Source organism: Streptomyces sp. NBC_00576, assembly GCF_036345175.1.
Taxonomy (GTDB): Bacteria; Actinomycetota; Actinomycetes; order Streptomycetales; family Streptomycetaceae; genus Streptomyces.
This window is the reverse complement of record NZ_CP107780.1, coordinates 764,305-775,494: the sequence shown is the minus strand read 5'-3', so window position 1 is coordinate 775,494 and position 11,190 is coordinate 764,305. Positions and strand designations below refer to the sequence as shown.

12 protein-coding genes and 1 pseudogene are annotated in these 11,190 nt (G+C 72.6%); 3 read left to right on the top strand and 10 right to left on the bottom strand.

What is annotated here, in order from left to right:
* Positions 1-68: 68 nt before the first annotated feature.
* The 5 genes from OG734_RS03370 to OG734_RS03350 are packed head-to-tail and all read right to left on the bottom strand — an operon-like array spanning position 69 to position 4,431.
* The gene (locus tag OG734_RS03370) at positions 69-1,112 is read right to left on the bottom strand and encodes an ABC transporter substrate-binding protein (RefSeq protein WP_330285961.1); all 1,044 of its coding nucleotides are present in this window, start codon (positions 1,110-1,112) and stop codon (positions 69-71) included.
* Between the two features lie 43 nt (positions 1,113-1,155).
* Positions 1,156-1,983 carry an ABC transporter ATP-binding protein gene (locus OG734_RS03365; RefSeq protein ID WP_330285960.1) on the bottom strand — a complete coding sequence of 276 codons (828 nt, stop codon included), beginning with the start codon at positions 1,981-1,983 and terminating at the stop codon, positions 1,156-1,158.
* Positions 1,980-3,026, bottom strand: a complete 1,047-nt coding sequence (locus OG734_RS03360; protein ID WP_330285959.1) for a FecCD family ABC transporter permease — start codon at positions 3,024-3,026, stop codon at positions 1,980-1,982. Before OG734_RS03360 ends, OG734_RS03365 begins: the two co-directional genes overlap by 4 nt.
* The gene (locus OG734_RS03355) at positions 3,023-3,442 is read right to left on the bottom strand and encodes a hypothetical protein (protein ID WP_330285958.1); all 420 of its coding nucleotides are present in this window, start codon (positions 3,440-3,442) and stop codon (positions 3,023-3,025) included. The genes OG734_RS03360 and OG734_RS03355 overlap by 4 nt, the downstream gene beginning before the upstream one ends.
* Positions 3,439-4,431 carry a FecCD family ABC transporter permease gene (locus OG734_RS03350; protein WP_330293550.1) on the bottom strand — a complete coding sequence of 331 codons (993 nt, stop codon included), beginning with the start codon at positions 4,429-4,431 and terminating at the stop codon, positions 3,439-3,441. The genes OG734_RS03355 and OG734_RS03350 overlap by 4 nt, the downstream gene beginning before the upstream one ends.
* 209 nt (positions 4,432-4,640) lie before the next feature.
* Between OG734_RS03350 and OG734_RS03345 the strand changes: the two genes are divergently transcribed.
* Positions 4,641-5,486, top strand: a complete 846-nt coding sequence (locus OG734_RS03345; protein ID WP_330285957.1) for a (2Fe-2S)-binding protein — start codon at positions 4,641-4,643, stop codon at positions 5,484-5,486.
* Positions 5,487-5,508: 22 nt separating this feature from the next.
* Here OG734_RS03345 and OG734_RS03340 read toward each other — a convergent pair.
* Both OG734_RS03340 and OG734_RS03335 read right to left on the bottom strand, forming a co-directional pair.
* A pseudogene (locus OG734_RS03340) lies at positions 5,509-6,919 on the bottom strand (ABC transporter ATP-binding protein).
* Between the two features lie 78 nt (positions 6,920-6,997).
* A complete protein-coding gene (locus OG734_RS03335) occupies positions 6,998-7,168 on the bottom strand; it encodes a hypothetical protein (RefSeq protein ID WP_330285956.1) in 171 nt (56 codons plus the stop codon).
* 62 nt (positions 7,169-7,230) lie between these two features.
* On the opposite strand from OG734_RS03335, the gene OG734_RS03330 reads away from it, so the two are divergent.
* On the top strand, positions 7,231-7,401 hold the full coding sequence (locus OG734_RS03330) for a hypothetical protein (RefSeq protein WP_330285955.1): 171 nt from the start codon (positions 7,231-7,233) through the stop codon (positions 7,399-7,401).
* Here OG734_RS03330 and OG734_RS03325 read toward each other — a convergent pair.
* The gene (locus tag OG734_RS03325) at positions 7,391-8,020 is read right to left on the bottom strand and encodes a rhodanese-like domain-containing protein (protein WP_330285954.1); all 630 of its coding nucleotides are present in this window, start codon (positions 8,018-8,020) and stop codon (positions 7,391-7,393) included. The two genes, OG734_RS03330 and OG734_RS03325, sit on opposite strands and share 11 nt — an antisense overlap.
* A gap of 77 nt (positions 8,021-8,097) precedes the next feature.
* On the opposite strand from OG734_RS03325, the gene OG734_RS03320 reads away from it, so the two are divergent.
* Positions 8,098-8,385 (top strand): metal-sensitive transcriptional regulator, encoded by a 288-nt coding sequence (locus OG734_RS03320; RefSeq protein ID WP_330285953.1) that lies wholly within the window; start codon positions 8,098-8,100, stop codon positions 8,383-8,385.
* A gap of 35 nt (positions 8,386-8,420) precedes the next feature.
* Here the strand turns inward: OG734_RS03320 and OG734_RS03315 are convergent, their stop codons facing one another.
* Positions 8,421-9,167, bottom strand: a complete 747-nt coding sequence (locus OG734_RS03315) for a sulfite exporter TauE/SafE family protein (RefSeq protein WP_330285952.1) — start codon at positions 9,165-9,167, stop codon at positions 8,421-8,423.
* Entirely contained in the window at positions 9,164-11,038 is a 1,875-nt protein-coding gene (locus tag OG734_RS03310; RefSeq protein WP_330285951.1) for a rhodanese-like domain-containing protein, read from the bottom strand. Before OG734_RS03310 ends, OG734_RS03315 begins: the two co-directional genes overlap by 4 nt.
* Positions 11,039-11,190 lie beyond the last annotated feature (152 nt).

Below are 11,190 nucleotides of genomic sequence, written 5' to 3'. Positions count from 1 at the left end.
GGGTTGGGGCCCGGGAGCGGGGCGCGTGCAGAAGGGCGCGCCCCGCTCCCGTACGGCGGGAGTTGCTGTTACTTCTTCGGGAGTTCCACACCGGTGGCCTTGGCCACGTCGGCGAGCATCTGCTCGGCGGCCTGGACGCCGATGCCGGACATCCAGATCTCGTCCGGGACCTCGAAGACCTTGCCGTCCTTGACGGCGGGCAGGCTCTTCCACACCGGGTTGGTGACGACCTGCTGCTTCTGGGTCTTGTCCTCGGTGTCGGCGGCGGTGACGAAGATCAGGTCGGCGTCGGCCTGGTCGATCTGCTCCGGGCTGACGTCCTTCATCGTGACCGCGGGGTCGGTCGAGACCTGCGACTTCGGGCGGACCAGACCGATGTCGCCCAGGACGACACCGCTGTAGGAGTTGGACTGGTAGAGGCGGGTCGGACCGGCGATGAAGCGGACCACGGACGCGGTCGGCATGGTGCCCTTGTCCTTCGCCTTGATGGCCTCACCGAGCGCCTTGGCCTGCGTCTCGTACTCCTTGAGCTTGGCGGCGGCCTCGGTCTCCAGGCCGAGGGCCTCGGCGTGCACCTTCAGGTTCTGCTTCCAGACCCCGCCGGTGGTCTCCGTGAAGACGGTCGGCGCGATCGCGCTGAGCTTGCTGTAGACCGCCTCGTGGCGGACCTTCGAGGACAGGATCAGGTCCGGCTTGAGCGACGCGATCAGTTCGAGGTTCGGCTCCAGAAGCGGCCCGACGTCCTTCGTGCCGCTCAACTCGCCCTTCAGGTACGTCGGGAAGCCGCCCTCGGACTTGAAGTGCGGCGCGACCGCGCCGACCGGGTCGATGCCGAGGAGGGTGACGTCGTCCAGCTCGCCGGTGTCGAGTACGACGACCCGCTTCGGCTTGGCAGGGATCTTCACGTCGCCCATGACGGTCTTGAGGGTGCGCGGGAACCCGGCGGTGCCGGCGGCGGCCTTGGCGGCGGTGTCCGTGCCCTTGGCGTCGGAGTTGTCGCTGCCGCAGGCGGCGAGCACAGCGGTGCCGAGCGCCACGGCGAGGAGCACGGCGATGAGGCGCCCAAGGCGCCCGAACCAGCTGATTCCGGGCAGGGAAAGGGTGTTGCGCATGAGGGGGGCAGGTCTTTCTGTCGATTGCGGCGGTACGGGTGTGTCAGGCGGTCGCGGCGGAGTGCCGCACCGCGCTGCCCTTGGGGATGACCAGCGGGGTGCCGGTCTCCGGGTCGGGTATGACCCGGCAGTCCACGTCGAACACGGATCTGACCAGGTCCGCGTCGAGCACGTCGGCCGGCGGGCCGGCGGCGGCGAGGCGGCCGTCCTTGAGGACCACCATGTGGTCCGCGTAGCGGGCGGCCTGTCCGAGGTCGTGCAGCACCATCACGACGGTGCGGCCCGCCTCGGCGTGCAGGGCGGCGACCAGATCGAGTACGTCGAGCTGGTGCCTCAGGTCGAGGAAGGTGGTCGGTTCGTCGAGCAGGAGCAGCTCGGTGTCCTGTGCCAACGCCAGCGCGATCCAGGCGCGTTGGCGCTGTCCGCCGGAGAGCCGGTCGACGGGCTGGTCGCGCAGCGCGGTCGTGCCGGTGCGCTCCAGGGCCTCGTCGACCGCCCGCTGGTCGGCCGTCGACCAGGGGGCGAGCAGTCGCTGATGCGGATACCGGCCGAGCCGGACGAGCGCCTCGACGGTGATGGCCTCCGGGGTGACCGGCTGCTGCGGCAGCAGCCCCATCCGCAGGGCGAGTGCCTTCGCGGACATCCGGTGGATGTCGGAGCCGTCGAGTGTGACGGTGCCGGCGGCGGGTGCGAGCAGTCGGCTCAGCCCTCTCAACAGGGTGGACTTTCCACAGGCGTTGGGGCCGACGATGGCGGTGACGGCGCCGCCGGGGAGGGTGAGGTCGAGCCCGCCGACGACGAGCCGGTCGCCGTAGCGCAGGTCGAGAGCCCGGGTGCGCAGCTCGTTGACGGTGTCCGGGCGGCCGGTCATGCGTGACTCCTGTGAACGGGCTTGCTCTGACGGAACATCAGCACCAGCAGCCAGGGCGCCCCGAGGGTGGCGGTGACCGCCCCGACGGGCAGGCCCTCGACGGGCAGCAGATGCTGGACCACCAGGTCTGAGGCGAGCAGCAGTACGGCTCCGGTGAGACCGGCCAGCGCCAGTGAGACAGCGGTCGGCGGGCCGGTGAGAAAGCGGACGATGTGCGGCACGGCGAGCGCCACGAAGGTCACCGGACCGGCGAGCGCGGCGGCCAGTGACGCCAACGCGACGGCGACGAAGAGGAGTTGGATCCGGGCGGCGGAGGTGTTGAGCCCGAGGGCGCCCGCCGAGTCGTCCCCGAGGTCCAGCACGGCGAGCCGTCGGTGCAGTACGAGGGTGACGGCGAGCGCGGCGACCATTGCGCCGCCCGCTCCCCACACCTCCGTCCACGTCCGCCCGTACACCGAACCGGTGGTCCACTGGAGCGCGGAGCCGGCCAGCTCGGCCGGGAAGCGCACGATCAGCAGGTTCACGGCGGCGGCGAGCCCCGCCTGTACGGCGAGCCCGGTCAGCACCAGCCGGGTCACGGCGACCCCCGAGCGCCAGGCGAACACGCCGAGCAGCAGGGCGGACAGCAGCCCTCCGGCCAGCGCGCCCAAGGGGATCAGTGTCTGCGAGGCCCCGGCCGCGAGGAGTGACACCGCGCCGAGCGACGCCCCGCCGGTCACGCCCATGACATCGGGCGAGGCCAGCGGATTGCGGAACAGCCGCTGCAGCACACACCCGGCCACACCGAGCCCGGCCCCTGCGACGACGGCGGCGAAGGCCCGCGGCGCCCTGAACTGCTGCACCACCAGCACGTCCCCGGAATCCCCGAGCCCGACCAGCGCCCGCAGCGCGGTACCGGCCGGCATTCCCATCTCACCGGTCGTCAGGGCGACGGTGAGCAGTACGAAGACGGCGACGAGTCCGCAGCAGGCGTAGAGCAGCACGCGGAGGCGCGGCCGGAGACGGGCCCTGGGCGTCGTGCCGGTCAGGACGGCGCTGGTCATGAGGCCCCCTTCCGGGTCGGCGCGGATGTGGTGCGACAGGGCGCGGCGGATGCGAGGGCCCGGTGGCGCGTGGTGCGCGTACGGGCGTCGACCTGCGTGGCGGAGGACGTGGGCCTGGGACGGGCGCATGCTGTCGCGGTCGGCAGGGCGGTCGGCAGGGCGGTCGGCAGGGCGGTCGGCAGGGCGGTCGGCAGGGCGGAGGCCTCACGTGCCCGGGCGTGAGGGCACGTCTGGAGGCGTCGGTTGTGCCCACCGGTTCCGCCTTGCGGAACGCCTGCCCCCAGCGTGGTCTGCGTACCGGCGCGGGCAGGGACTGTGGCGGCTGCCGCGGGCCGGACCACGCGGTCGCAGCCGACGTGCACCGGGACGCGGCGGCCCGTCCGCGCGGTGCGGGCGACAGGTGTGGCGGCGCTCATCGGGCCACCTTCCTTGCCAGCAGCGCCAGTAGGGGCGCCCCCAGGAACGCGGTCACGATGCCGACCTCCAGTTCCGAGGGGCGGATCACCAGGCGGCCCAGTACGTCGGCCGAGAGCAGGAGCAGGGGCCCGGCGATCAGGCAGCCGGGGACCAGGAGGCGGTGGTCGGCGCCCAGTAGAGGGCGTACGAGATGGGGTGCCGCCAGGCCGATGAACGCGATCGGGCCCGCTACGGCGACCGCCGAACCGGCGAGCAGGACGACCGCGATCCCGCCCGCGAGGCGGATCCGGGCCACCGGAACGCCCAGCGCCTGGGCCGAATCGTCGCCCAGGGCAAGGGCGTTGAGGGCGGGTGAGACCGCGAGCGCGATCACCAGGCCGAGCAGCAGCGTGGGCAGCACCGGCCAGAGGGTGTCGAGGGTGCGCCCGGAGAGGGAACCAGCCAGCCAGAAGCGGGCCTCGTCCAGGGTGCGTTGGTTCAGGAGCATGACCGCCGACGTCCAGGAGAGGAGGACGAGCTGGAGGACGGTGCCGCCGAGCGCGAGCCGTACCGGGTCGATGTCGCCCGCCCGGCGGGCCAGCGCCTGGGCGAGGAGGGCGGCGCCCGCAGCGCCCGCGAAGGCGAACCACACGTACTCGACGGGGTCGTTGAGCTTCAGCGCGAAGATGGCGACCACCACCGCGAAACCGGCACCCGCGTTGATCCCGAGAGTGGTCGGCGAGGCGAGCGGGTTGCGGGTGATGCCCTGGGCGACGGCCCCGGCGACCCCGAGTGCCGCTCCGACCGCGAGCCCGATGACGGTGCGCGGCAGCCGCAGCCCGGTCACCACGAGCGCGTCTCTCCCCTGGGCGTGGCCGAAGAGCGCGTCGGCCACCGTCGACAGGGGCACCGAGCGCGCGCCGAGGGCGAGGCTGAGCGCGGCGATCAGGGCCAGGGCCCCGAGTCCGGTGAGAAGGATCGGGATTTGTCTCAGGGCACGGAAGGACACACCGGTCGGTGCGCCCCGTTGGGTCGCAGTCACGAGCCGGGAGCTTAGGTTAGGCATGCTTTACTTTTCAACCGGCCATGAGGGGGCTGTGACGTGCACAGTCCTTGATCGTCGACATGAGGGCACCCCGGTAACCGCCTCGCGATCTTGCCGATAAGGTAAGGCTTGCCTATCTAACCCCACTCGTACCTCTCTGCGCAGGAGTACCGATGAGCGTCGCCCTGGAGACCCCGCCGGCCGCTGCCGCCGCGCGTGTGCTCGGCGGTGCCTACAAACGTCTCGCCGACGTCTGTGAAGTTCTCACCGTGCAGGTCGCCGAACCGGCCGGGAAGAGTGCTCAAGTGGGAGTCTCTGGAGCTGAGTTGACGGAGAGTCAGGAAGCCCTCGACGCCTTCGTGGAGGCCGAGGCGGTGCGGATCCGGGAGCGCTACGGGCACACCGCCCGCCCGCATGTCGCCGCCTCCCGCGCCCTGCACGACTACGCCTGGTCGGTCGGCCTGCTGATGAGCGGCGTCTGGTATCTGGAGCGCCGCGTGCCACGCATCCGGCCCGAGGACGTACGACTGGACCTCGCCACCGGCGTGTACAAGATCACACCGGCCTCCTATCTGTCCTGCCTCCCCGGCGACCCCGCCGCCACCCTTCCCGGAGTCACCGTGCTCCCGCACGAGGAGGCGCTGCGCGCCGAATTGCGCTCCGCCGTCGCCGACCACATGGCCCCGCTGCTCACCGCGCTCGGCCCGATCGCCCGGCGGGGATCGCGCGCCCTGTGGGGGCTGGTCTCCGACGACCTCGTCTCCGGGATCTGGTACCTCGGGCGCGTCCTCGGCCGGGAGGGCGATGCCGTTCGGGCGGCCACCGAACTGCTGCCCTCCGCCGTCTCCCCGTACCCCGGCGGCGCCGACTTCCGCCACCTCACCGACGCCTCCGGGCGCCGCCACCCGACCCGCACCCGGGCCGGCTGCTGCCTGTACTACACGATCCGCCCGGACGAGGCCTGCTCCACCTGCCCCCGCACCTGCGACACGGAACGGCTGCGCAGACTGGAGAGCTGAGCGCGTCGCAAGCCGATGGCGCTCAGCCGGTGGTCGCCAGGAACTGCGTCGCCGCCAGCTCGGCGTACAGCGGGTCCCCGGCGACGAGTTCGCGGTGCGTGCCGACCGCGCGGACCCGGCCCGCGTCCATCACCACGATCCGGTCCGCCATCGTCACCGTCGACAGCCGGTGGGCGACGACGAGAACAGTCGTCGTACGGGCGACGTCCGCGACCGTGTCACGCAGCGCCGCCTCGTTCACCGCGTCCAGCTGCGAGGTCGCCTCGTCGAGCAGGAGCAGCCGGGGGTGGCGCAGCAACGCACGGGCGATAGCCACACGTTGGCGCTCGCCACCCGACAGCTTGGTGCCGCGATGCCCGACCAGGGTGTCGAGGCCGCGCGGCAACCGGGCCACCGAAGGCGAGCGCCGCCGGTTCGGCGTCGGTGGCCGGGAGGGGTGCGGGGTGGGCGGACGACGGTTCGGCGGGCAGGGCGAGGGCCTCCTGGATGCGGGTGAGGGCCGCGGCGCCCGTCTGGTACTGGGTGATCGCGCCGACGACCTGCTGGATCGGCGACATCAGATAGAAGACGTAGAGGAGGAACGCGACCAGCGTGCCGACCTCCACCGCGCCCGTCGCGACCCGTGCGCCACCCACCGCGAGCACCGTGATGAAGGCGATCTGCATCGCGAGACCGGCCGTGTTGCCCGCCGCGGCGGACCACTTGGCGGCGCTCACACTCTGCCGCCACGACTCCTCGGCCGCCGCGTGCAGCCGCTGCTCCTCCCGGTGCTCGGCGCCGGACGCCTTGATCGTGCGCAGGGCGCCCAGTACCCGTTCCAGCGAGGCGCCCATGACACCGACCGCGTCCTGCGCCCGTCGGCTCGCCTTGTTGATGCGCGGGACGATCACCCCGAGCACGGTCCCCGCCCCGACGATGACGGCGAGGGTGACGCCCAGCAGCACCGGGTCCACCAGGCCCATCATCACGATCGTCGCCACCAGGGTGAGGCCGCCGGTGCCGAGGCCGACGAGCGAGTCGGTGGTGACCTCACGGAGCAGCGTCGTGTCCGAGGTGACCCGGGCCATCAGGTCGCCGGGCTCGGTCCGGTCGACGGCCGGTATCCGCAGCCGCAGCAGATAGGAGGACAGCGCCCGCCGGGCACCGAGCACCACCGACTCGGCGGTGCGCCGCAGGACGTACGAACCCAGCCCGCCCAGCGCCGCGTTGGCGACGACCAGCGCCGACATCAGCAGCAGCGCCCCGGTGATGGTCCGGTCGTGGGACAGATCGTCGATGAGCCCCCGCGCCACCAGCGGCAGCGCAAGCCCGGCGGCACCCGTGGCCAGCGACAGCAGGGCGCCCATCAGGAGGGTCCACCGGTGCGGCCGTACGTACCCGAGGAGCAGCCGCCAGGCGGGCGGCGGACCGGCGTTCGGCTCTGCGATGCTCACGGCGCTCCTCGAGAGGCAGTCGGGCGGGAAATTCACCCTACGTCGATGCCAAGTTGAGCGGAGAAACGGTTATTCCCCCTATTGCGGTGTGCTCTTGGCGCAGAACTCGCCAGTCCCGCGTGCCGTCGCCAGGACGAGCAGTTCCGCTCCGCCGCTCGGCAGGCAGCCGTCGAGCAGGCAGGCCGGCACCTCTCCCGAGCCGAGTTCGAGGTACGTGGTCACCCCGTGCCGCGCCAACAGTCCGACCATGTCCGTGAATTCGGACCGGCGCGGGTACCTCCGGCACCCAGAACTCCGGCGCGACGGCCTCGGTGCCTACCGGTTTCGCCGTGATGTCGGCGGAGGGGCAGGCCCAGGGCACGCAGGTCCAGTGTCTCCGGGGCGCGGTGGTACCCGTCGAGCACCGACTCCTCGCCCTCGGTGGGCCGGAGGGCCTGGACGAGACCGAACTCGCCCGGGCCGTCCGGGACTTCATACGCTGACGTCGGTGCCGTGACCGGCTGAGCCGGTGGACCCGGCGCGTTCCCGGGACCGGCGCGCGAGCGCGGTGAGGGTGGCGTCGAGGTCGGCGGGCCGCGGCCGGTTGTGCGGCAGCTTGGCCAGCAGGTGGGCCATGCCGCAGGTGTTGCTGACGGCCGAGAACACGAGACCGCCCGCGACGCCCGCCGACAGCAGCCGCAAGGCGGGGTGCAGACGGCCCAGCCCGAGGCCCGCGAGGACGATGCCGCCCGCGGTGAAGCGGACCTGGCGCTCCATGGACCAGGTGGCGCGGGCCTCGGTCGCGGGGTGCTGCAGCGCGAGTCCCCGCTCCCGCCAGCCCTGGGTGCCGCCGGTCAGGGTCATGGCCGGGACGCCGTTCTCGGCGAGGACCGAACACGCGGACTCGGAGCGGGCGCCGGAGGCGCAGACGACGAGCAGTTCGCCCTGGTCCGCCGCCTTCTTGAGAGCGGGCAGCGCGCGCCGGAGGTGGTCCAGGGGGATGTTGAGGGCGCCGGGCAGATGTCCGGAGGCGTACTCGCCCGGGGTGCGGACATCGACGACGGTCAACTGCGGCAGGCGGGTACGGGCCTGGTCGGTGTCGAGGGCGACGGAAGCGGCCATGAGGGACTGGGATCCTTTCGTGGGGAGTGGACCCTTGGGGAGGTAAAATACCCCCAAGGGTATGCAGAGGAGTGATTGTGGAACTGCAGTTCGAGGGTGCTGAGCTCAAGTCGGTGCTGAACCGGTTGCGCCGGGCGCAGGGGCAGATCTCCGGTGTGATCAGGATGATCGAGGAGGGCCGTGACTGCGAGGAGGTGGTCACCCAGCTCGCCGCCGCCTCCCGGGCCCTGGACCGGGCGGGCTTCGCCATCATCGCGACCGGACTCCAGCAGTGCCTGACCGACGTGGAGGCGGCCGAGCGGAACGGCGAGACGAAGGAGCAGATGCGGGCCAGGCTGGAGAAGCTGTTCCTGTCGCTGGCGTGAGTGCGTTCGAGGGGTGAGAGGGGGGTGGTCGGCGATCACACCACCGCGTCGGCCAGCATGAACAGCGCCACCGCCAGCAGCATCCAGGCGAAGAGCCGCTGGAGCCTGCTCCCGGAGACGTGGCCCGCGAGCCGCTTGCCGTCCCACGCGCCGAGGATCGCGGCCCCGGCGAAGGGCGCGACCAGCGCCCAGTCGACACGGGTCGCCGTGCCGGAGCGGGCCAGCAGCGCGGCCAGCGAGTTGACGCTGATGACCAGCAGGCTAGTCCCGACGGCGGCCCGCATCCGCAGCCCCACGACGTTCACCAGAGCCGGTACGGCGAGAAAGCCTCCGCCCACGCCCAGCACCCCGGTCACCGCACCCAGCCCGGCGCCCGCCCGAGCGACCTGAACGGGCCGCACCGCAACCCCCTCCCGCAGGGAGGCCGAAGGACGCAGCATGCGGTATGCGGCGAGCCCGGCGATCACCGCGAACGCGCCGGTCAGCAGGGCGGACGGCACATACCCGCTGACCGCCCCGCCGAGCATCGCGGGCACCAGTCCCGCCGCCGCGAACACCGCCCCGGCCCGCCACTCGACGGTGTCGGCACGGGCGTGCGCGGCCAGCCCGGTGGCGGAGGTGACGGTGACGACGGCCAGGCTCGCGGTGGTGGCCGCGGCCGGGGTGAAACCGAGCAGATAGATCAGCGCGGGCACGGCCAGCACACTCCCGCCGCCCCCGAGAGCCCCCAGCGCAAGACCGGTCACGGCCCCGGCGACCAGAGCGAGAACGAACACGCTCACTCGACCGGTCCGCCATCGCCGCGGGACTCTCTCGGCGGCTCGCTCGTGGGTTTGACCGGCCGGCCCGCGTCTGCCCGCAGCTCGTTCGTGGTTCTGGTCGCCTTGCCCGCGTCTGTCGGCGGCTCGTTTGTGGTTGTCGTCCGCGGCCCCGCGTCCGTCGGCGGCTCGCTCGTGGTTGTCGTCGGTCGGCCCGCGTCCGTCCGCAGCCCGTTTCCGGTCGCCACCGGCAGGCCCGCCTCCGTCCACGCCCGCATCCCGCCGATCACGTCCGCGACCTCCGCGCCGCGCGCCGCGAGCAGCGCCGCCGCCTCCCGGGAGCGCTTGCCCGAGCGGCAGATCACGATCAGCGGACGGCTCCGCGCGGACCCTGGCAGCGCGGCACCCGCCGCCAGCGCCGACAGCGGAGCGTGCACCGCACCGGCGGCATGCCCGGCCTCCCACTCCTCGGCCTCACGGACGTCCAGGAGTACGGCCGCCCCGTCCGCGCCCATGAGATCGAGGGCCTCGGCCGGGGTGACCCGGGCCATGGGGAGACCCGCCTCGCGGGCGGCGGCGAAGCCGTCGTCGACGGCGACCACGACGCGCCCCGCCGCGTCCAGCAGCGAGGCGGCGATCGCGGCCCGCATGCCGCCCGCGCAGTGCACCCACACCGTGCCGTCGGGTATCTCCGCGAGCCGGTCGCGCATCTGGTGGAGCGGAATGTGCAGCGAACCCGCGATGTGGCCACCCGCGCGCTCGGAGTCGCGCCGCACGTCCAGGACCACGACCGCCTTGCGCTCCTGCTCCGCCAGGTCGGCGAACGTTGCGCGCGGGAAAGTGCGTGGCTGTTCACCCGGGCGCAGCCAGGCGGCGGGGGAGCCAGTCGAGGCGGCGGCTGGGCGGTCGATGCCGACCCGGACCAACTCTCGCTGAGCGTCGGCGAGTTGGGCCGTCGACTCGGCGAGCAGTGTCACCGGCTTGCCCCACGGCAGCAGCCACGCCAGATAGGTGGCGAGCTGTCCCGCCGCCTCGAAGTTGACCGACCCGGCGACATGCCCCTCGGCGAACGCGACCCGGTTGCGCAGATCCACCACCCACTCCCCGGCGGCCAGCCGCGCCGCGATCTCCACGGCGTCCGCCGGGCCCGGCGGAGTCAGGTCGACGGGTGCGGGGCCGGCGGAGTTCACCGGCCCCATGTGCGCGTAGTACGCGGGCACGTCGTCGAGCCCGGCGAGCAGCTGGGCGACGAACGTGTCGGCGTCCTCGACCAGCGCCTCGTTCGAGACGCGCTCCCGTCCGATGGTCGTGGCGTCGCCCGTGGCCGTCCCGGCGGAACAGAAGCTGCCGAAGCCGTGTGTGGGCAGCACGGCTGTCTCGTCCGGGAGTTCGGCGGCCAGCCGGTGTGCCGAGTCGCACTGCGCCCGGGCCAGCTCCCCGGTGAGCCTCGGCTCGACCAGGTCCGGCCGCCCGACCGTGCCGATCAGCAGCGAACCGCCGGTGAACACGGCCACGGCCAGGCCGTCCTCCTCCAGGACGTACGCGGTGTGGTGCGGGGTGTGTCCGGGCGTGGCCAGCGCGCGCAGCGTCAGCCTCTCCTCGATCTCCACGCTGTCCCCGTCCGTGATCGGCACCCTGTCGTACGCGACCCGCGCGCCGGCCGGGACGAGGTAGGCGGCGCCGGTGATCCGGGCCAGCTCCGGGCCGCCGGTGACGTAGTCGTTGTGGACGTGTGTCTCGACGACGTGTGTCACGCGCACGCCCCGCCGGGCGGCCGCCTCGATCACCCGGTCGATGTCCCGTGGCGGATCGATCACCACGGCCCGGTGCGGCCCACCCGCCAGATAGCCGCGGTTGCCCAGGCCCGGCACGTCGATGCGGTCGACGAAGTACATGGCGGCACTCCTCCCTCTCCTCGTGAAGCCCTATGGCGCCTTATGTCGCCTTGTGACGCCCCGTGAAAATTACCCCAGGGGGTATATTCATCACCGTAGCAGAGATACCCCCAGGGGTATTTTGAGGTCAGGCTCCACCGTGGACGTGCCGT

Excerpts from the sequence above, each read along its gene's own strand:
- OG734_RS03365 (WP_330285960.1), bottom strand. The coding sequence starts at position 1,983 with ATGACCGGCCGCCCGGACACCGTCAACGAGCTGCGCACCCGGGCTCTC.
- OG734_RS03310 (WP_330285951.1), bottom strand. The coding sequence starts at position 11,038 with ATGTACTTCGTCGACCGCATCGACGTGCCGGGCCTGGGCAACCGCGGC.
- OG734_RS03345 (WP_330285957.1), top strand. The coding sequence starts at position 4,641 with ATGAGCGTCGCCCTGGAGACCCCGCCGGCCGCTGCCGCCGCGCGTGTG.
- OG734_RS03360 (WP_330285959.1), bottom strand. The coding sequence starts at position 3,026 with ATGACCAGCGCCGTCCTGACCGGCACGACGCCCAGGGCCCGTCTCCGG.
- OG734_RS03355 (WP_330285958.1), bottom strand. The coding sequence starts at position 3,442 with ATGAGCGCCGCCACACCTGTCGCCCGCACCGCGCGGACGGGCCGCCGC.
- OG734_RS03325 (WP_330285954.1), bottom strand. The coding sequence starts at position 8,020 with ATGGCCGCTTCCGTCGCCCTCGACACCGACCAGGCCCGTACCCGCCTG.
- OG734_RS03370 (WP_330285961.1), bottom strand. The coding sequence starts at position 1,112 with ATGCGCAACACCCTTTCCCTGCCCGGAATCAGCTGGTTCGGGCGCCTT.
- OG734_RS03335 (WP_330285956.1), bottom strand. The coding sequence starts at position 7,168 with ATGGTCGGACTGTTGGCGCGGCACGGGGTGACCACGTACCTCGAACTC.